Genomic DNA, 20533 nt, shown 5'->3' on the forward strand with positions numbered 1-20533 from the left:
AACGTACGTGCTCGTAGCGCCAAGCTAAGAGTAGCCCAACGTCTTGGAGGTCAAATATGACCTGGTTAGCACGTATATTGTACATTTTAGGTTGTCTTGCATTGATTAGTGCAGCGCTATTTCGCGTGTGGGTGTATCAAGATGCAGTACAGCTTGGCTATAGCTTATCCGAGCGAGAGCATGAACTGCGCGATTTACGCAATGAATTGAGACAATTAGAAATCGAACTAGCAGCAGAACGATCTCCCGCTCGCTTAAATGAAATTGCTCGTCGATTAAAATTAGGTCCTATATCTACATCTACGGTAATCACTGCAAAATTGCTTAAGCATCAGTCTCATTTAAAACGAGCCTTAGCTGTAAAAAATAATAAGGCCGAAAAAGGGGGAGCTGATGTACAACGCTGACCAACGGCGATTTGGCCGACGGGTAAATTTATTAAGGTTTTTATTTGTCGTGCTAATTCTGTTTGTATTTGCCCGTTCAGCACAATTGCAAATTGGTCAACACCATGAGTTAGATCGTTTGGCTCGCAGCCAGTATCTTGACGATATTCAACTACCAGCTCGTCGTGGTCAAATTTATGATCGTAATGGTGAACCTTTAGCTATTGCTATTGATGTACCTTCAGTATACGCAAATCCAGCAAAGGTTGTTGATGCTCGAGCGGCTGCTCGTGATTTAGCACCAATTTTAAAGCTATCGCGTGAAACGATTTATCACAAATTAATAGGCGACCGTTTATTTGTTTGGCTAAAACGACAAGTTGATCCTGAAATTGCGGTTAAAGTACAATCGCTAAATATTGATGGTATTAACATCACCAAAGAATCGCGACGTTTTTATCCACATCGCGAACTTGGTTCCCAACTTATAGGTTTTACGAACATAGATGTTCGTGGTCTTGAAGGTATTGAGAAAGCTTTTGACGAAGTTTTAACTGGTGAACCACAAGTTGTGGGCACAGAACGAGATGGTCGTGGTCGGACGGTGTTAAAAGGTGGGCTTGATCTTGAACAACGCACCCGTGGTGCTGATGTATTTTTAACTATTGATGTACAGATTCAACACGCAGTTGAAACAGCATTAGCAAATGCTGTTAAGACTACACGGGCACGCTCAGCAATGGGTGTGGTTTTAGATGTCGCAAGCGGAGATATTCTCGCTAGTGGTGTATGGCCCAAATTTAACCCAAACCTCGGATCTAAAGCACCGGCATACACTCGTCGTAATCGGGTAATTACCGACATGTTTGAACCAGGTTCTACTTTAAAACCTGTTGTCATTGCAGGGGCTTTAGAAAGTGGCACGGTTAAGCCTAATGCTGTTATATTTTGTGAAAACGGTAGCTATACAATATACGACCGTACTATTCGTGACAGCAAACCTCACGGTTGGCTATCTCTTACTGGTGTGATGCAGAAATCATCAAATATTTGTGCTGCCAAAATCGGCGCAGCTATGGGGCGCCAGAAACTAAGTCAATGGTTATTTAATTTTGGTTTTGGCAATCGTACTGGTATTTCATTTCCCGGTGAATCCACCGGACTAATGCGTGATCCTTCAAAATGGGCTGATGTCGGTCTGGCAACGATATCTTTTGGCCATGGTATTGCAGTAACCGCCATTCAATTAGCAGCAGCTTATCGCGTTTTGGCAGCGGGAGGGATGTACCGTTCACCACGACTAGTTAAATACGTTCGTTCTGCTGAAGGGGAACATATTGACGTACCATTGGCTTTAGAGCGACAAATTATAAGTCGTAAAACTACTGAATATATACGAGACATGTTAGAAGCGGCAGTAAAACCTGAGGGCACTGGCGTGCTGGCTTCTGTACCTGGTTATCGTGTGGCTGGTAAAACTGGTACTGCTCAAAAACCTGACTTTGTAGCTGGTGGTTACACTTCAGATACATTTATCGCAGTTTTTTCGGGATACCTGCCAGCAAATGAACCACGAGTAGTTATTATTGTAGCTATTGATGAACCCAAGACACATCATACCGGCGGCTCTGTAGCCGCACCAGCTTTTTCGGAGATTGGTGCAACAGCTATGCGGGTGCTAGGGGTTTCACCTTCACAACCAACTAAAACACCTGCAGTTGCTTTAGCTAATGTGGTTGAGAATGAAAATATTCTTCAAGTCACAACACCTTCGCTTGAGGTTGTTAATACTCCAGGTACTGTACCTTCATTTATCGGTTTAACCGCTCGTCAAGCAGTTCGTCGTTATGCTGCTGCAAATACTGGTCTTGATCTTGATTTATTAGGTACCGGTATTGTTGTGCGGCAAGAGCCCACTGCAGGCACTAAAAATACAAATGTCGATCGCCTTACCTTGATGATGGCGCAGCTCACGGAGCAAGGGAGATAACGATATGATAATGCTGCGCGATTTATTTACCGGTATTGATGCCACCATAATTGGACCAGATGTTGAGGTAACTGCTTTAGCCTGTGATTCGCGTCAGATTTCTGAAGGAGCATGCTTTGCGGCTTTAAATGGGGCTTTGCGTGATGGGCATGAGTTTATTTTTGATGCAATAGAGCGGGGCGCTAAAAGTATTATTTGTGAGCGTGTGATTACTGATAAAAATATTACTAATATAATTGTAAAAGATTCACGTTTAGCATTAGCATTAGCTGCCCGTCGTTTGTTTGCTGATCCTGCTCATCTATTAAAAATGGTGGGTATTACAGGCACGAGTGGTAAGACTACGACAAGTTATTTAATTCAATCAATTTTACATGAAGCAAATTTGATCCCTGGGCTTATTGGAACAAATGGTTATCGTTATAAAGAGCACGAAAGTACTACTGGGTTAACCACACCAGAGTCTATTGATGTTATTAAACTTCTCAGGCAAATGCTTGATGTAGGTACTCGTTCTGTAGTTATGGAAGTTAGTTCTCATTCTTTATGCCAACATCGTGTTGCTGGCATTGACTACGACGTAGCTGCTTTTTTAAATCTAAGTCATGAACATTTAGACTACCACCATACTCTCGAAGATTATTTTGAAGCCAAAGCAATACTGTTTCGCCAACGACTTAAAAGTAATGGCATCGCAGTACTAAATTACGATGATAAATACGCGAAGAAATTAGTAAACGAACCAGGTTTGCAGGTAATAAGTTTTTCTTTAAACGGCGATACTACAGCGAACATTCGTTTGCTTAATGCAAAGCTTGCTAATAATCAGAGTGAGCTTGAAGTGATTACCCCGCGTGGAACGCTACAAATAATTTCACCACTTATCGGAAGTTTTAATATTGAAAATATTCTTGCGGCAGTGAGTATTGCTGAAGCTTTAGGGCTTGCACCAAGTGCCATTATCAAAGGTATTGTAAAGCTTGGCGTAGTTCCTGGTCGTTTAGAGAAGGTAAATCAATCTGGACAACCGTTGGTTTTGATTGATTATGCCCATAAACCAGACGCTCTCGCTAAGGCATTGAAAGTTACTCGCAACATTACTTCTGGACGTTTGATTTGTGTATTTGGCTGTGGTGGTGATCGTGATGCAACAAAGCGGCCAATAATGGGGCAAATTGCGGCAGAACTAGCTGATTGGATAATCGTAACTAATGATAATCCACGCAGTGAAGATCCGTTGGAAATAGCTAGTGCTATTGAACAAGGTTTACGCGCTGCAAATGCCAATATTGCAGAAACTCCTGATAAGCGTGGCTATGTTATTGAGCTAGATCGTTCGCAAGCAATTCGTCGTGCTATTACTGCAGCAAACTTAAACGATACGGTATTAATTGCTGGAAAGGGCCACGAAACTTATCAAATTCTACCACAGGGTACGAGACATTTTGATGATCGTGAGGAGGCGCGAGCTGTCTTGCAGAAGACAGCTTGCTGATTAAAACCATGATGAAATTACCAGAGTCATCTGAAGAACGCTGGTATGTAATGCCAGTAAAAATGGGCGGTAAAATAGAAGGCATTAATTTTGGAGGGGTGGCAGTTCCGAGATTGTTATTAATTCGACCAGCAGCATTTATTTCTGGTCGAACGCAGTCACAGACTGGCGAAAGTGAGGAATAGGCAATGGCCGATTGGGATCTCGGTGCGCTTGCGCGAGCGGCCGGATCAGAGACTATCGGAGGGGCGCAACAGTTGCGTATTGCTGCGGTAGGGACTGATACAAGGTCCCTACCAGTGGCAAGTCTCTTCGTTGCTCTGCGCGGCAAACGATTTGATGGTCATCGTTTTATTAACGATGCAGTGACGCGAGGTGCACAAGCGGTAATGGTAGACCGTGAAGGTGCTCATTTTGCTGAAAATCTTAAAGTGCCGGTACTAGTTGTTGCTGATACCCAAAAAGCTTTAGGTGATATGGCTCATTGGGTGCTTAAACAATTACATCAGACTGTTGTGGGCATAACCGGTTCAAATGGTAAAACTACAACCAAAGAGATGATTGCTGCGGTGTTAGCGCAGCGGGGAGCTGTGCATAAAACTATTGGCAATTTTAATAATACGATTGGTTTACCGCTGTCCATATTAACTTGCTCTAAAATAACTTGGGCTTGTGTTCTTGAAATGGGCATGAGTGAGAGTGGTGAAATAGCTCGTTTATGTGAAATTGCTGAGCCAGATGTTGGCTTAATTACCATGATCGGTAAAGCTCATCTTGAACAACTTGGAAATTGCGAAAATGTAGCCAGAGCCAAAGCTGAGCTTTTCGACAAACTGCCAGCCAATGGTATTGGCATAGTTAATCTCGATGATCCCTTAATAATGCAAATAGCTGTACCGTTTTTAGGCAAACGAGCACGTGTTACTTTTGGTCGTGATGCTAAAGCTGATGTACGCTTATTAGGTTCAGTCGCTGCTGATGATCATGTCCGCATACATTTATCTGTAGCAGGTGTTACTAGCGAGGTATTGTTACCTCTACCCGGTCCTCATAATGCCATGAATGCTACCGCAACTGCTGCAGTAGCCTATGCGTTAGGTATCGATAGTCAAAATATCGCTGCAGGTCTTACGCAGCTTGCAATCCCTGGCGGACGTATGCATGTTGTGCGAAGACCAATGGACGTTAGTTATATTGACGATACTTATAATGCTAACCCTGATTCGATGATTGCAGGTTTGCAGGCCTTGGCAAGTATAGCTACCACAGGTCGTCGAATCGCTATTTTAGGCGATATGTTAGAACTTGGCGTTGATTCATCAGCTATGCATCGTGATATTGGCAGAGAGGCTGGTCGAATCGGAATTAGCCATGTCTATGCGCTTGGGCCAAATGCAGCGTCGATGGTTACTGGTGCTCGTGAATGCGGAGCGTGGGCACAGGCTTATGATAGCATGGAAGAACTTTGTCTTGATCTTGATCGCATACTTAAACCTGGAGATTTTGTGTTAGTGAAGGGTTCACGTGGAATGCATATGGAACGTGCGGTAGCTCATCTATTGGAGCGCCACTAATGCTTTATCATTTATTTAATGCTTTTGCTAACGAAGTAGGTCCGTTTCGAGTATTTCGTTATCCCTCTTTTCGCGTTCCCGCAGCGGCGTTAACCGCATTAGTGATTACCTTGTGGTTATTTCCACGCTTTATTGCTCATATTAAATCTCTTCAATATGGTTCAAGTAACGTACGCGAAGATACCCCAGATCGGCATCAACAAAAAACGGGTACTCCCACCATGGGAGGATTGTTTATTCTAATAGCTGTTGTTGGCAGCATTTTGCTGTGGGCTGATTTAGCTAATGGTTATGTTTGGGCATTATTATTAGTACTGCTTGGTTTTGGGGCAATAGGATTTATTGATGATTGGCGAAAAATTTCTAAGAAAAACTCAAAAGGATTACCTGGGCGCCAAAAAATATATATGCAAATATTAGTGTTAACTATAGTTACGGCAGTTTTATTTGCTGGTGCAAATGGTTGGTTACCTTTTAAGCCAATCTCTTATGATACACGATTATCGCTGCCTTTTGTCGCAACCAAATTTTTTAATTTTGATATTGGCTGGGCCTATATTCCTTTTGCTTTTTTCGTAATTATCGCTACCTCACACGCGGTCAATCTTACTGATGGTTTAGATGGCCTAGCAATTGGTCCTACCGCAGTTTCGGCAAGTACCTTTTTGATTTTATCTTATGCCGCTGGTTTAGTTTTAACATTTCAGTTTGGTGGTCAGTGGGTAGATTTTAATGTCGCGGCTTATTTAAATATTCCTCATATTGAAGGTGTTAGCGAACTTGCTGTCGTGTGCAGCGCTATAGTTGGCGCAGGTATTGGATTCTTATGGTTTAATACGTTTCCAGCTTCGGTTTTTATGGGTGATGTTGGCGCACTTGCATTAGGCGCTGCGCTTGGCAGTATTGCAGTGCTTACAAAAAATGAGTTTCTTTCGGTAATTATTCACGGAGTTTTTGTTGTTGAAGCATTAAGTGTTGTCTCACAAGTTGCAAGCTATCAACTTTTTGGTCGTCGAATATTTCGTATGGCCCCTATTCATCATCATTTTGAACTTGCAGGTGTTGCCGAACCAAAAATTATTGTTCGTTTTTGGATTGTGTCTATCATGTTAGCCCTGGTGGCATTGGTGTCATTAAAGTTGCGATGAGTCTTTTAGTTGCAAATAACGAGACTCTAAATAGTCTCGATCAAATACTGGGTAACCTTAACAGCCATTGTGTCGGTGTTTTGGGTTTAGGTGTTGCTGGTCGTGCTATGGCTTTATATTTAGCTCGTCGCGGTGCGAAAGTTATTGGTCTTGATAGTAATGTAACGATTAATAATGCTGACGAATTAAAGCAAGCTAGTATTGAATTACATTTAGGAGATTCCAATATAGAAGTAGTTGGTAACATTGATGGGTTAGCAATTTCTCCTGGCGTTGATCCTCGTCAAACACTTGTTACTAGCTGTCTTAATCGCAATATACCGGTTTTTGGTGAGCTTGAGTTAGTTGGTAAGCTACCCGCACGTGTTGTTGGTATAACCGGAACTAACGGCAAGAGTACTACCACAGCTATGATTGCAGCTTTAATAAAAGGGGTTGGCAAACAAGTTTTTATTGGCGGCAATTTTGGTGAACCACTTGTTGCTTGGCTTGATCGCAACGAAAAAGTAGATACCGCAGTAATTGAACTTTCAAGTTTTCAATTAGAAACTGCTTTTCGTTTTAATGCAAATGTCGCAATAATTCTAAATCTTACTCCTGATCATCTTAATCGTTATGAATCATTTGCAGAATATGGTCAGGCAAAACGACGAATTATTGAAAATCTTTCTCAAGAAAGTGTGGCTATATTATCATTTGATGATCCTTCGATTCGCGATATGGCAACTGCCACTAAAGCGCGGGTGTGGTGGTTTTCTACTCAAAGTAAAGATATCCCAGGTGATGGTGCCTTTCTTGACGGTGAGTTGATGGTGCCAGTGGGATCGTTATCATCTTACCCAAGTATTAATTTAACTCATTCATACCTACTTGGTCGTCACAATCGCCAGAATGCTTTGGCAGCAATACTAGCGGCTTATGCATTAAATATAAAGGATAGCTCAGAATTATATCACGCTTATCAAGAATTTCATGGTTTAGAGCACCGCTTAGAGTTCATTGATGAAGTTAACGGGGTACGTTTTATCAATGATTCAAAAGCAACAAATGATGACGCAGCCGCTATTGCGATAAATGCTATTGAGAAACCTATAGTTTTACTTTTAGGTGGGCGTAGTAAGGGTAGTGGTTATCAGAATATTTACAAATCCGCCACCGGAAAATTGCGCGCTATTGTAGCTTTTGGTGAAGCACGAGATGAAATTGCCAAAACCTTTAATGGATACTGTGATTTATTTCTTACCAATAATATGACGCAGGCGTTACGTCAGAGCATTGGTATTGCACAAATAGGTGATGTGGTGATGCTTTCACCTGCATGTGCAAGTTTTGATGAATTTAGTAATTATAGTGAGCGTGGTCGCGTTTTTAAACAATTGGTACATGACTTCGCAAAAGGGCGGCCAATATGACAAGTCTAACAACTATTCGTAATCTACCGGCTAAAAGCGCCAAGCGAAATACTATCTCTGCGTCGAAAAATAATGACATTATACTAATTGTTGCAACAGCCATTCTTGCAAGTTTTGGTTTGGTTTTAGTTTACTCTGCAAGCTCAGTATTTGCAGCAAAATATTATGGTGATGCCGAACATTTTTTAATACAACAAACAGTATGGTGTCTTATTGGTGTTATTGCTCTTTATGCTACTAGTAAAACTAATTCTATTCGTTTGTATCAAATGGTACCATGGTTGTTATTATTAACTCTAATATGCTGTGCTTTAGTTCTTATACCCGGAATAGGTAAACACGTTAATGGTGCGCAGCGTAGGTTAGATTTTGGTTTCTTTGGCTTTCAACCTTCTGAATTTTGCAAACTTACTATTATTCTAGCACTAGCACGTATTTTAGAACGTCGTGAAAGCAAACCAATGCAAGAGAGGGTAAGTCTCATTGGTCCGGTATTACTGCTGCAAATTCCTGTTTTATTTATTTTAATAGAGCCAGATTTAGGAACTGCACTAGTTATCGAATTGATTATTGGTATTACGGTATTTGTTGCCGGTGTACGAGTTCGTACTTTGGCGTTATTTGGCTTAGCGGCTTTGCCAATATTATATCATCTAATTGTTGCAACTCCTTTTCGTCTGCGACGTTTATTGTCATATATTGATCCATGGGCTTATCGTTCAACTGTAGGTTATCAAATTACCGAATCATTAATCTCAATTGGCTCCGGTGGTATTACCGGCGTTGGGCTTGGTGGTGGCAAGCATAAGTTATTCTTTTTACCAGAAGCACATACTGATTTTGTTTTTGCAATTGTAGGTGAAGAACTTGGTCTGCTTGGCATAGCATTTTTATTACTGGTTTTCGGTGTTTTTATTTGGCGTGCAATACACATTGCCATGCAGGCAAAAAGTGTTTTTGAAGGTTATTTAGCCTTAGGTTTAACTTCACTCGTAGGCGTACCAGTATTATTTAATACTGGGGTCGCCACAGGTTTATTACCCACTAAGGGTCTCGCTTTACCGTTTATCAGCTATGGTGGTTCAAATTTAGTGGTGACTTTCATAGCTGTTGGTTTATTGCTTTCCGTCGCCCGCAATAGTTCAGTAAATGAACGTCGTTTCTCAAATCGAGATTGTCAGAAGTTGTCACAAAAACGTGCTGCCACTGCAGAAGGAGCATGAGGCATGAATATTCTCATAGCTGGTGGTGGCACTGGTGGCCATTTATTCCCCGGAATTGCAGTGGCTAAAGAATTGGTAAGCCGCGATGCAAATCATCGCATTTTATTTGTAGGCAGTGCTCGTGGTATTGAAGTTACTGCAGTACCACGAGCTGGTTTTGAACTTATATTATTACCAATATCTGGTTTGCGTCGTAAAAGTTTATGGCAAATGTTTATTGCGTTATGCCGGGTGCCGATTGCGTTGTTGTGTGCATTAGTATTAGTGCGACGTTTTCGTCCTGACGTTGCTTTAAGCGTTGGTGGCTATGCTGCTTTTGCCGCAATTGTTGCAGCTTGGTTTATGGGTGTTCCTTGCATGGTAATAGAACAAAATAGTGTTGCTGGTTTAACTAATCGTATACTAAGTAGATTTGCAAAGCATGTAGTAGTGCCATTACCAACTAAAGCTTTTGCGGCGCGAAAACTTCGTGTCCTTGGTAATCCGGTGCGTCCAGAGTTGGTAGCTGTTGGCGCACAAACATATGCACCGCAGCAGCCTTTTAAACTGTTAGTATTTGGTGGTTCACAAGGAGCGAAAGCTCTAAATGAAATCATGTTGGCAATAGCTGCACAATGGCAAGAAAATAAACTTAATTGGTCGATTGTGCATCAAACAGGCAAAGCAGACTATGAGAGAGTCGTAAAAAGCTATGAAACTCATGGAATGCAGCAAGTAACGATTAAGCCTTTCATTGAAAATATGGCCGAGGCCTATCTTGAAGCCGATTTAGTATTATGCCGTGCTGGTGCTACTACAGTTGCTGAACTAACAGTTTGTGGTAGGCCTTCTATTCTAGTGCCGTATCCTTTTGCGGTTGATGATCATCAAAGCGCTCATGCGCGTGTTTTAGCAGCAGAAGGCGCCGCGGTGCATTTGCCACAGAGTGAATTATCAGCGCCGCGGCTTATATCTTTGTTGTTCGAACTACAAAATGAACCAATACGTCTTGTGCAAATGGCAACAGCCGCACGTAAGCTAGGTAAACCAGACGCTGCTTTGCGTATAGCTGATCTTGTTATCGCGGAGGCGCGTCATGTTTAGAAATTGTATCACTCGATTACATTTTGTTGGTATTGGCGGTATTGGTATGAGCGGCATTGCTGAGGTGTTGCTAAACCTTGGTTATGATGTTCGTGGATCAGACACTCATCTATCACCAATTACTGAACGTTTAGCCGCAATGCGTGCGCGTATTTATCAAGGACATCACGCTCAAAATATTAATGATGCTGAAGTTGTGGTGATCTCATCTGCAGTAAAAGCAGATAATCCTGAAGTTATTGAAGCTCGTCAACGTGGCATACCCGTTATTCGTCGCGCCGAGATGCTTGCCGAGTTGATGCGTATGAAGTATGGTATTGCGGTTGCTGGTACTCATGGCAAAACCACAACAACTTCGTTAATTGCAACTATTTTACATGCTGGAGAAATTGACCCAACCGTAGTTATTGGTGGTCGATTAAAATCACTAAAATCTAATGCTAGGTTAGGTGAAGGCGAATATCTTGTTGCTGAAGCTGATGAAAGTGATGGCTCGTTCTTACGCTTAATGCCGACACTGTGTGTAGTGACTAACATTGATGCCGAGCATCTCGATCATTGGACTTTGGGCTTACCACAAATTGTTGATGCCTTTGTAGATTTCGTTAACAAGGTACCATTCTATGGCACCTCGGTATTATGCGTTGATCATCCAACAGTACAAAATATGTTACCAAGGGTTGAAAAACGGTTTATTACCTACGGTTTTTCTCCACAAGCTGATTACTGTGCTGAGTCTGTTTCACAACTTGAAGGAGCAATGGTTTTTACAGTTAAGGTACATGGTAAAGAGTTGGGTCGTGTGAAACTCAACATGATTGGTCAGCATAATGTTTTAAATGCTCTGGCTGCTATCGCCATTGCTGATGAAGTTGGGGTACCATTTGATATTGCCGCCCAAGCTTTAGCTTCTTTTGCTGGTGTTGGTCGTCGTTTTGAAATAAAAGGTGAAGCTCAAGATGTTTTAGTTGTAGATGACTATGGGCATCATCCCGCCGAAATACGTGCAACACTGCGCGCTGCTCGTGAATCATATAATCGACGATTGGTAGTTGCGTTTCAACCACATCGCTATACGCGAACCCGTGATCTTGGCGAAGAATTTGCTACGTCCTTTAATGATGCGAACGTACTTTTACTTGCTGATATTTATGCAGCCAGTGAAACACCAATTGTTGGGGTTACTAGCGAGAGATTAGTTGAAAATATAAAAGTTCATGGTCATCAAGATGTTCATTATGTGGCTGGTATTGAAAATATGGCGCATCAGCTTGCACAGATAGTGCAGCCAGGTGACCTGGTAATCACTTTAGGTGCTGGCAATATTTGGCAAAGTGGTGAAGAATTACTCAGGTTACTCGCAACAGAATCATTACAACCACAGCTAAAGGGATAACTAATGACTAGCGCTAGCAGACGTGTGTATATTCCTCGACCACGCTCAAAGATCCATAACCGTAGAATTACCAACAGAACCGCGGTCGGCAACAAACCGCGAATAGCTAATTTTAAAGTAAAAATAAAATTTGGCCTTTGGCTATTTGGTACGGTTGCATTAGTAGGTGTAGCCATTGCTGCATATTATATGGGTCGCGAATTTATCGGTGGACAACATCTTATTGTTCATAAATTAGAAATTGTTGGTAATCAACGTGCCGATACTAAAGAGCTAGCAGCTTTGGCTGGTATAAATATTGGAGAGAATCTTTTAACTATTGATCTCGATAATATTGCCGAACAAGTTTTACATCATCCATGGGTAGCATCAGCGCAAGTACGCCGTCGCTTGCCTGATAAAGTTATTATTGAGTTAAATGAGCATAAACCAGCGATTATTGTTAGTGTTGGTGGGGTTTATTTAGCTAATAATTCTGGTCAATTATTTAAGCGATTAGTTGCGCAAGATAATATTGAGCTGCCAGTGTTTACTGGATTGTCACGTGTTGAATTAGAGCAACATCCTGAACAAAGCGCTAATAAAGTAAAACAAGCTATTGCTTTAGTTCAGAGCTACAGTAATACCGCAGACAGTTCAATGATATTAGATGAAGTGCATTTTGACAGTTATTTAGGTTGGAGCATTGTCACTGGACCGTATACGCAAGACGCAAAAAATACGACACGCTTGTTTTTAGGTTTCGCACCATTAAGTCGGCTTGAAGCGGCTATTGCTGCTATGAAAGCAGTTCGTGGCAAAGGTGCGCGACCAGCAACAATTTATGCAGACGCAAAGAAAAACCCCAACCGAATTCAAGTAAAGTTAACAGCAACACCGCAAACATCAAAGCGAACAGTCATCGCCACAGCGCAATGAAAGAAGGGAATTATGGCACACACAGATGAGCTGATTGTCGGCCTCGATATCGGCACCACTAAAATCTGCTGCATCGTTGGTGAACCCAATGAATCCGGTGGTATCGATATTGTCGGTATTGGTACACATCCATCAAGGGGATTACGCAAAGGTGTAGTAATTAATATCGAAGCCACCGTGGCATCGATAAAACAAGCAATTCAAGAAGCTGAGTTGATGGCTGGTTGTGAAATCACGCATGTCTACGCGGGTATTTCGGGGGGTCATATTAAAGGACAGAATTCAACCGGGATTGTTGCAGTCAAAGAAAAAGAAGTAACACAAGCTGATATCGATCGTGTAATTGATGCAGCTCGTGCTATTGCAATACCGCTTGATCGTGAAGTTATTCATGTTTTGCCTCAAGAGTTTATCATTGATGATCAAGATGGTATTCGTGAGCCGCTTGGTATGAGTGGGGTGCGTCTTGAAGCAAAAGTGCATATTGTTACTGGTGCGGTAACTAGCGCACAAAATATTGTCAAATGCGCACAACGCTGTGGCTTAAGTATTGCTGATATTGTACTTGAGCAATTGGCATCAAGTGATGCAGTGCTATCGCAAGATGAAAAAGACCTTGGCGTGGCTTTAATTGATATAGGTGGCGGTACTACTGATTTAGCAATTTGGAGTGAAGGTTCAATTGTGCATACATCAGTTTTGGCTGTTGGTGGCGATCATATTACTAATGATATTGCTGTGGGTTTACGCACACCCATGGATGATGCTGAACGTATTAAACAAAAACATGGCTGTGCGATGAGTTCCTTAATCGAGCGTGATGAAACTATCGAGGTGCCTAGCGTGGGTGGTCGCAAACCGCGCGTACTTGCACGTCAGATTTTAACAGAAATTATTGAGCCACGTGTTGAAGAAATGTTTTCTTTAGTGCAACAAGAGATACATAGGACTGGTTACGAAGATTTGTTAGCTAGCGGTGTGGTCATTACTGGTGGTGCTACAATGTTACCGGGTATAGCTGAGTTGGCAGAAGATATTCTTGGGCTTCCAGTTCGGCTTGGGGTTCCACAAAGTATTGGTGGTTTGGTTGACGTCGTAAAAAGTCCAATTTTTGCTACTTGCGTGGGATTAGTGCAGTATGGAAGGGCTCACGAAGGGCAGAAGCATTTCAAGGTAAGAGAAGAAAATGTCTATGCCAGGGTACGCCAACGAATGCGCAGTTGGTTTGGCGAGATGTTTTAGTTAACGATTTTCTTCGCCCTGTTGGAGGGGTTACATGATTGAGCTCGAAGACATTGGTGCACATCAAGCGGTTATCAAAGTCATTGGTGTTGGTGGTGGTGGTGGTAATGCCATTAACACAATGATCGAATCAAATATTTCCGGTGTTGAATTTGCTGCGGCAAACACCGACCGGCAAGCATTAAACAACAATCTTGCCACTTCAAAACTGCAGCTTGGGCAGAATTTAACCCGCGGTCTTGGAGCCGGGGCAAATCCTGATATTGGCAGAGAAGCGGCTCTTGAAGATCGTGAGCAAATTGCCGCGATGCTTGAAGGCGCTGATATGGTGTTTATAACCGCGGGTATGGGTGGTGGTACAGGCACCGGCGCTGCACCAGTTATTGCTTCAATTGCGCGGTCTATAGGTGCATTAGCAGTAGGTGTTGTCACTAAACCATTTTTCTTTGAAGGCAATCGTCGACGACGTCATGCTGAAGCTGGCATTATTGCTTTACGTGATGAGGTCGATACCCTTATTACCATTCCTAATCAACGCTTATTGGCAATAACCGAAGCAACTACTTCGATGCTGCATGCCTTTAAAAAGGTCGATGAGGTTTTACTTAATGCCGTCAAAGGTATCAGTGATTTGATTACTTTTCATGGCATTGTTAACGTCGATTTTGCTGATGTACGTACCATTATGAACGATCAAGGCATGGCTTTGATGGGTACTGGCAGTGCACGTGGTGAAAAACGCGCTATCGATGCTGCGACACAAGCGGTGTCTTCGCCATTGCTTGAAGATGTCGCAATTGACGGCGCCACGGGGGTGTTAATTAATGTAACTGGTGGTCCTTCGATGACGTTGCATGAAATTCATCAAGCTTCGAGTCTGATTCAAGAGGCAGCTGATGAAGACGCCAACATAATTTTCGGCTCAGTTATTGATGAGACTATGGGAGATGATCTCAAAGTAACAGTCATTGCTACTGGCTTTGATAAGAGTCAAAAGAAGGGCGCCAACAAACCCGCAATGAATCTGCCCAAAGACGTTCAAGATATCCCAACAATTATTCGCAATCGTTGGGAGCAAGAAAAGTTTGCCAAGGTGCGTGCATGCGGTGAAACTTTACGTATTGATGCTACTGACGACACTTATGACATCCCCGCATTTTTACGGCGTAAGGCTGAGTAACTATTGACACTTAAGATGCTTTAATGTCTTGATGTTATAACGTTAAGATGTTATTGTTGGCATATGAGTCAGTTACTAAGAACAACAGTTTATCTTGATAACGAACTGCATCGCGCTCTTAAGCTAAAAGCCGCAGAAACTGGGGCAAATATATCAGGTTTAATTAACGACGCTGTGCGTCAGTTACTAACCGAAGATTTAGGGGATTTAACAGTAGTTACAGAAAGGGCTAAAGAACCTACTCGTGCATTTGAAGATTTTTTGGGGGAGTTAGCGCGAGATGGCCTTATATAAAATTTTTATTAAAAAATCTGCAGAAAAAGAACTTCGCGAGCTTCCTAATCAATACCGCTCGCTTGTAATTCAACAAATTAAAAAATTAGGTGAAAATCCGCGAGCATTTGGAAGCCAACGGTTATCTGGGCGCAACGTCTATCGTATTAGAGTGGGACAATATCGCATCATTTATAGTATATTTGATGCTGTACTTATTGTGGAAGTAATTGCTATAGGTCATCGCAAAGATGTGTATAGATAGCTTGACTCGCCGCAATATAACTATTTATCCAATGCAGACTATGCTTCCGTAATGGTTAGCTTTATTGAGTTAAGGAAGTGGTAAAGTGAGTTGTAAATTGCATTTAACTTTATCGGCAACTAATAAAAGAACCGATGATGAGGCAGTTATCACCGCAGAACATATATTTGAGGTGGTAAGCAAGCAAACTCTAGCACCCAAAGTTACTCGTTATGTAGTTAGAGCACCTGATATAGCCAAAGCACGCAAGGCCGGTCAGTTTGTTATGGTGCGAGTTGGTAATCAAAGCGAACGTATACCATTAACTATCGCCGATGCTGATCCCCAAGCAGGTACAATTACGCTCGTTGTTCAAGAAGTCGGTAAATCAACAGCGATTATGTCTACTATTGCAGTTGGTGATGCGTTTCATGATGTGGTTGGACCACTAGGTTCACCAACTCATATCGAGAAAAAAGGGCTAGTGGTTTGTGTTGGTGGCGGTATCGGTATTGCCCCAGTGCATCCTATTGCTCAAGCTCATAAAGCAGTAGGTAATGAAGTAATCTCAATCTTAGGAGCACGTACCAAAGAATTATTAATAATGGAAGCAGAGTTACGTGCGGCATCATCAGAAGTGCTTATTTGTACTGATGACGGCTCTTATGGTGAGAAGGCTTTAGTTACCCAAGTATTAGAACGCCTAATTAAAGAGCGTGGCAAACCCGCCGAAGTTATTGCCATTGGGCCGCCGATAATGATGAAATTTGTTGCAGCTACCACGCTCCCCTACGAGATACCAACGCAAGTAAGTCTAAATAGTGTAATGGTTGATGGTACCGGCATGTGCGGTGGGTGTCGTGTTACTGTTGGTGGTGAAACTAAGTTTGTTTGTGTTGATGGCCCTGAGTTTGATGGTCATGCTGTTGACTTTGATGAAATGATGCGACGACAGCAATTTTATGCAGATCAAGAAAAACTAGCATATGAAGCATATTTAGCGGGTCGTGCCGCTCAAGGAGCCTAAATGAGCAGCGTTGCACCCGAGAAAAAACATTTTATCCCGCATGATTTAAAACAACGTTTTGCCACGCCTAAGCAAGTGATGGCTGAGCAACAGCCAAGCGAGCGCATAAAAAATTTTCGTGAAGTACCTTTTGGCTTAACCCCAGAGCAAGCTAAGCTTGAAGCCTATCGGTGCATTTATTGCAAAGAACCTGCATGCGTGCAGGGTTGTCCGGTTGGTGTAGATATTCCGGCGTTTTTACACCTTATTGAACAAGGCGATTTTGCTGCAGCTGCACGAAAGATTAAAGAGACTAATGTTCTGCCAGCAATTTGTGGTCGTGTTTGCCCCCAAGAAGACCAATGCGAAAAACTATGTAAAGTTTTCAATAAAGACCAAGGCAAACCCGCAGTTGCGATTGGTCGACTTGAACGTTTTGCCGCTGATTGGGAACGAGAGCACGGCAGCGCCCAAGTACCAGAGATTGCTCCTGCTACCGGTAAAACTGCTGCAGTGGTTGGTTCAGGTCCAGCGGGGCTTACTTGTGCGGTTGAATTAGCTCGTTTAGGCCATCGTGTTACAGTATTTGAAGCTTTGCATCAACCTGGTGGTGTGCTCGTTTATGGTATTCCTGAGTTTCGCTTACCGAAAGATATTGTTGCAGCAGAAGTAGCTTTACTTGCAAAAATGGGCGTTGAAATTCGCCCAAATTTTATTGTCGGCCAGACACGTAGTCTAAATGATTTACGAGAAAGTTATAATGTCATCTTTTTAGGTACGGGCGCGGGTTTGCCATATTTTATGGAAATACCAGGTGAAAATTTATCGGGGGTTTATAGTGCCAATGAGTATTTGACTCGGGTTAATCTTATGCGTGCCTATAATTTTCCTAATAACGATACCCCAGTTGCCAAGAGTGAAAAAGTTGCGGTTATTGGTGGTGGTAATGTGGCTATGGATGCAGCACGCAACGCCCTGCGTTTAGGCGCCAAAGAAGTACATTTAGTATATCGACGCTCGCGTGACGAAATGCCAGCGCGAATTGAAGAAATCCATCATGCTGAAGAAGAAGGGGTGCATTTCCAGTTTTTGACAACCCCAGTGCGTTATTTAGGTAATGAAAAAGGTAGGCTACGCGCACTCACTTGTTTAAGTATGCAATTAGGTGAACCTGATGCCAGTGGCCGACGCCGACCAGTACCTATAGAAAATAGTGAGTTTATCATTGATGTAGACACCGCAATTGTTGCAATTGGCAACGGACCAAATCCCCTGATTCCTAAAACAACACCAGAACTTAATACCCGCAAACATGGCAATATTGTGACCCGTGATAATGGTAGCGGGCACACTAATTTGCCGGGTGTTTTTGCTGGTGGCGATATTGTTACCGGAGCAGCCACGGTTATTTTAGCCATGGGTGCAGGGCGTGCAGCAGCAAAATCAATGGATGATTATCTACGTACGGGCATTTGGTAGTACTAACCAACTATAAATAAAGTTCTAAGAATGTCATAGCGCGCTATAGTTTTATAACAATATAATTATGTATGTGGGTTTATAGTCTACATATTAAGGTATACAATACCTATAGTGTATTAGTGTGATCATGTGGTGCTTTGTTGTATTTTTTTTCGTGTGTCAGACATTTTTACTGATAAAATAACTTTATGCTGTTGCAGTATCAATTGGTAGTGAAATGGTTGAGTGCGTTTAAAAAAAACTGGCTTTTGGTTTTTGAAGCTTCTCCCCTGTCATTACGTGCTAACCATATCTTGTTATGCTGTTTAGTAACTATATGTAATGCTTCGTGCACAAATATAGAGCGTCAATATGAAGGGTGGGCATGTGAATCAACAGATGATTGTATTGGCGGATATGGATGTGATCCAGAGACTAAAATATGTTCTTTAGGTGTAGGTGGTGGTAGGTGTGTTAATGGTGAATGTAACTCTGGATATGCCTGTCGACCTTTCGATAACATATGTGTCGGTGAAGTTATTTCTGCTGAATTACCTTGTGCTCCTGAAGGATCATTTTTGCCATGTCAAAATGGTGAAACAAATTGTGAGCATGGTTGTCGTGTTTGTACTCAAGGTACATGGAGTGAATGTCGAGCCCCAGGATGCGATTGGCCAATAGGTTCATTACATGCTTGCAGTCAGTGTGGTGATGACTGCGAAACCACGATTACTGAGCCAAATCCTTTTTGCAACACTAGTCAAAATGATGCTGATGACGCAGCATATCATTGTGATTATCAACGTTGTGGAGATGGAAGGATTTCAACTGGTGAAGAGTGTGACGATGGTAATGAAGCTGATAATGATGGTTGTGGCCTAAATTGCATACCTGAGCCAGGTTGGACCTGTATTAATAGCGACTCGCAACCATCTCAATGTACGCCCAAATGTGGTGATGGTATTGTTCGTGGATTAGAGGGCTGCGATGATAAAAATGTTAACAATGGTGATGGTTGTGATTCAAGTTGCATACCTGAACCAGGCTGGACGTGCAGTAACGTTGTAGCACCTTCAAAGTGTGATCCTATTTGCGGTGATGGACTAATTCGTGGCAATGAGCAACTAGCAAATCATTGTGATGATGGTAATACAATCAACAATGATGGCTGTACTAACTGTGTTGTAGACGATTTATGTACTTGTACAGGCGAGCCTTCTGACTGTAACCATACTTGTCGTGATGGCGATTTAAATGTACCTGCTGGAGAACTATATTCATTAGCTATCTTAGCTTCTAAGCTTGTCGCTGCCACAAGCGGTACAATGGTTTCGACTATTATTGTATCTACAGTAGCAACTACTGATAGTTTAAACCATTTTAGTGTACATGATCGGGTATTATTGCTGACTACTCGTGATGCAGTCCACAGTAATATTACGAATATAGCAGGGCAATGGGAGGTGCATAAAGTATTAAGTGTGCAAACAAATGATGCTACTAGTGATATCATCACTTTGTCAGGAGCATTAAACCACAACTATCTGATCGAGAGTGGATATGATCACCAAGTAATTCGTATTGCTGAATATACAAGTATTAATATTGGTAATAATGCTTCGCTAACCGCTACTCCTTGGGATAGCACTAATCAAATTGGTGGTGTTTTGGCGCTTAGAGCTAAAGACATTATCCTAGGCGATAACGCAGTAATTAGTATGTCTGAAGCCGGTATGGCAGGAGGTATTGCGGGCATTAGTGGTCCTGAGGGACCACGAGGGCGAATATCACCCGAAGTAAGCGGTGGTAATGGTGGTAAAGGTGGTAGTGGTGGTTGGACCATGGTTGGTGAGGAAGTAGCACCTGGTCAAGGAAATCCAGGAGTTAGTAATGCTGGTGGTGGTGGTAGTGCTGGCAGTGTATTAGTTACTGCTGCTGGTGGCCCTTGTGGTGGTGGTGGTGGTGCTGGTGCAGGTGGGATTGGTGGAGCTTATGGAGGTCAAGGCGCAGGTAAAGGTGGTGATGCCCCTGATGGTCCAGGTGGTTATGCCCTTCAAGAAGGCGCTGGCGGTGGTGGATGTCCTCCAGCCACTCCGGTTGTATTATTTGAAAGTAATGCTCAACGATTGTTTTTAGGATCTGGCAGTGCTGCAGGTGCTAGTGGTGGTTGCTCAGAATCACCCATACCTTGCACAGATGTACATACATATGGTGGTGTTGAAGGTGATCAATATAATAATCAACTTGGTTGTGGTGGTGAAGGTGGCCTTGCTAATGGCGCAAACCCACAAGATGCAACTGGCACTTGCGTTGCAACTAATGTGACTAATGGTGCAAATGGCGGTGGTGTTATTTTTTTGGTGGCCGAATCAATCACTATTGGCAATGGCGCTAGTATCGAATCTACTGGGGGAACAGGTGGTAGGGGGCTGACTCTTAGTCTCATTTTTCACTTTTATCGGAATTGGATTCCTACTTTCGTAGGAATGACGAGGAGTTACG

17 protein-coding genes and 1 pseudogene are annotated in these 20533 nt (G+C 42.5%); all 18 read left to right on the forward strand.

The features are described 5' to 3' along the window. The first annotated feature begins 53 nt into the window (after positions 1-53). Positions 54-407 (forward strand): annotated as a pseudogene (locus JW841_10890) (cell division protein FtsL). Further along, positions 394-2376 carry a PASTA domain-containing protein gene (locus JW841_10895; GenBank protein MBN1961443.1) on the forward strand — a complete coding sequence of 661 codons (1983 nt, stop codon included), beginning with the start codon at positions 394-396 and terminating at the stop codon, positions 2374-2376. The pseudogene JW841_10890 and the gene JW841_10895 overlap by 14 nt, the downstream one beginning before the upstream one ends. A 4-nt stretch (positions 2377-2380) precedes the next feature. Then, a complete protein-coding gene (locus JW841_10900) occupies positions 2381-3871 on the forward strand; it encodes a UDP-N-acetylmuramoyl-L-alanyl-D-glutamate--2,6-diaminopimelate ligase (protein ID MBN1961444.1) in 1491 nt (496 codons plus the stop codon). Positions 3872-3879: 8 nt separating this feature from the next. Continuing rightward, positions 3880-4056, forward strand: coding sequence for a hypothetical protein (locus JW841_10905; GenBank protein ID MBN1961445.1), 177 nt, complete (start codon positions 3880-3882; stop codon positions 4054-4056). 3 nt (positions 4057-4059) lie between these two features. Beyond that, positions 4060-5445, forward strand: coding sequence for a UDP-N-acetylmuramoyl-tripeptide--D-alanyl-D-alanine ligase (gene murF / locus JW841_10910; GenBank protein MBN1961446.1), 1386 nt, complete (start codon positions 4060-4062; stop codon positions 5443-5445). Further along, a complete protein-coding gene (locus JW841_10915) occupies positions 5445-6593 on the forward strand; it encodes a phospho-N-acetylmuramoyl-pentapeptide-transferase (protein MBN1961447.1) in 1149 nt (382 codons plus the stop codon). Before murF ends, JW841_10915 begins: the two co-directional genes overlap by 1 nt. Further along, positions 6536-8005 (forward strand): UDP-N-acetylmuramoyl-L-alanine--D-glutamate ligase, encoded by a 1470-nt coding sequence (murD, locus tag JW841_10920; GenBank protein ID MBN1961448.1) that lies wholly within the window; start codon positions 6536-6538, stop codon positions 8003-8005. The genes JW841_10915 and murD overlap by 58 nt, the downstream gene beginning before the upstream one ends. Beyond that, positions 8002-9228 carry a putative lipid II flippase FtsW gene (gene ftsW, locus JW841_10925; GenBank protein MBN1961449.1) on the forward strand — a complete coding sequence of 409 codons (1227 nt, stop codon included), beginning with the start codon at positions 8002-8004 and terminating at the stop codon, positions 9226-9228. Before murD ends, ftsW begins: the two co-directional genes overlap by 4 nt. Before the next feature lie 3 nt (positions 9229-9231). Continuing rightward, positions 9232-10311 carry an undecaprenyldiphospho-muramoylpentapeptide beta-N-acetylglucosaminyltransferase gene (gene murG, locus JW841_10930; GenBank protein MBN1961450.1) on the forward strand — a complete coding sequence of 360 codons (1080 nt, stop codon included), beginning with the start codon at positions 9232-9234 and terminating at the stop codon, positions 10309-10311. Further along, the gene (locus JW841_10935; GenBank protein MBN1961451.1) at positions 10304-11707 is read left to right on the forward strand and encodes a UDP-N-acetylmuramate--L-alanine ligase; all 1404 of its coding nucleotides are present in this window, start codon (positions 10304-10306) and stop codon (positions 11705-11707) included. Before murG ends, JW841_10935 begins: the two co-directional genes overlap by 8 nt. 3 nt (positions 11708-11710) lie before the next feature. After that, positions 11711-12625 (forward strand): FtsQ-type POTRA domain-containing protein, encoded by a 915-nt coding sequence (locus JW841_10940; protein MBN1961452.1) that lies wholly within the window; start codon positions 11711-11713, stop codon positions 12623-12625. A gap of 12 nt (positions 12626-12637) precedes the next feature. Next, positions 12638-13867 carry a cell division protein FtsA gene (ftsA, locus tag JW841_10945; protein ID MBN1961453.1) on the forward strand — a complete coding sequence of 410 codons (1230 nt, stop codon included), beginning with the start codon at positions 12638-12640 and terminating at the stop codon, positions 13865-13867. Positions 13868-13901: 34 nt separating this feature from the next. Continuing rightward, positions 13902-15047 (forward strand): cell division protein FtsZ, encoded by a 1146-nt coding sequence (gene ftsZ, locus JW841_10950; GenBank protein MBN1961454.1) that lies wholly within the window; start codon positions 13902-13904, stop codon positions 15045-15047. 63 nt (positions 15048-15110) lie between these two features. Then, on the forward strand, positions 15111-15341 hold the full coding sequence (locus JW841_10955; GenBank protein MBN1961455.1) for a ribbon-helix-helix protein, CopG family: 231 nt from the start codon (positions 15111-15113) through the stop codon (positions 15339-15341). Beyond that, complete coding sequence (locus tag JW841_10960; GenBank protein ID MBN1961456.1) at positions 15328-15585, forward strand: type II toxin-antitoxin system RelE/ParE family toxin; 258 nt, start codon at positions 15328-15330, stop codon at positions 15583-15585. The genes JW841_10955 and JW841_10960 overlap by 14 nt, the downstream gene beginning before the upstream one ends. Positions 15586-15748: 163 nt before the next feature. Next, positions 15749-16591, forward strand: coding sequence for a sulfide/dihydroorotate dehydrogenase-like FAD/NAD-binding protein (locus JW841_10965; protein MBN1961457.1), 843 nt, complete (start codon positions 15749-15751; stop codon positions 16589-16591). After that, entirely contained in the window at positions 16592-18049 is a 1458-nt protein-coding gene (gene gltA, locus JW841_10970) for an NADPH-dependent glutamate synthase (GenBank protein MBN1961458.1), read from the forward strand. Between the two features lie 215 nt (positions 18050-18264). Then, positions 18265-20533 (forward strand): DUF4215 domain-containing protein (locus tag JW841_10975; protein MBN1961459.1); only part of this gene is annotated, 2269 nt, incomplete at its 3' end.

The sequence above is a fragment of the Deltaproteobacteria bacterium genome (assembly GCA_016931625.1).
GTDB lineage: Bacteria > Myxococcota > XYA12-FULL-58-9 > XYA12-FULL-58-9 > JAFGEK01 > JAFGEK01.

Excerpts from the sequence above, each read along its gene's own strand:
- JW841_10895 (MBN1961443.1), top strand. The coding sequence starts at position 394 with ATGTACAACGCTGACCAACGGCGATTTGGCCGACGGGTAAATTTATTA.
- JW841_10900 (MBN1961444.1), top strand. The coding sequence starts at position 2,381 with ATGATAATGCTGCGCGATTTATTTACCGGTATTGATGCCACCATAATT.
- JW841_10905 (MBN1961445.1), top strand. The coding sequence starts at position 3,880 with ATGATGAAATTACCAGAGTCATCTGAAGAACGCTGGTATGTAATGCCA.
- murF (MBN1961446.1), top strand. The coding sequence starts at position 4,060 with ATGGCCGATTGGGATCTCGGTGCGCTTGCGCGAGCGGCCGGATCAGAG.
- JW841_10915 (MBN1961447.1), top strand. The coding sequence starts at position 5,445 with ATGCTTTATCATTTATTTAATGCTTTTGCTAACGAAGTAGGTCCGTTT.
- ftsW (MBN1961449.1), top strand. The coding sequence starts at position 8,002 with ATGACAAGTCTAACAACTATTCGTAATCTACCGGCTAAAAGCGCCAAG.
- murG (MBN1961450.1), top strand. The coding sequence starts at position 9,232 with ATGAATATTCTCATAGCTGGTGGTGGCACTGGTGGCCATTTATTCCCC.
- JW841_10935 (MBN1961451.1), top strand. The coding sequence starts at position 10,304 with ATGTTTAGAAATTGTATCACTCGATTACATTTTGTTGGTATTGGCGGT.
- JW841_10940 (MBN1961452.1), top strand. The coding sequence starts at position 11,711 with ATGACTAGCGCTAGCAGACGTGTGTATATTCCTCGACCACGCTCAAAG.
- ftsA (MBN1961453.1), top strand. The coding sequence starts at position 12,638 with ATGGCACACACAGATGAGCTGATTGTCGGCCTCGATATCGGCACCACT.
- ftsZ (MBN1961454.1), top strand. The coding sequence starts at position 13,902 with ATGATTGAGCTCGAAGACATTGGTGCACATCAAGCGGTTATCAAAGTC.
- JW841_10955 (MBN1961455.1), top strand. The coding sequence starts at position 15,111 with ATGAGTCAGTTACTAAGAACAACAGTTTATCTTGATAACGAACTGCAT.
- JW841_10960 (MBN1961456.1), top strand. The coding sequence starts at position 15,328 with ATGGCCTTATATAAAATTTTTATTAAAAAATCTGCAGAAAAAGAACTT.
- gltA (MBN1961458.1), top strand. The coding sequence starts at position 16,592 with ATGAGCAGCGTTGCACCCGAGAAAAAACATTTTATCCCGCATGATTTA.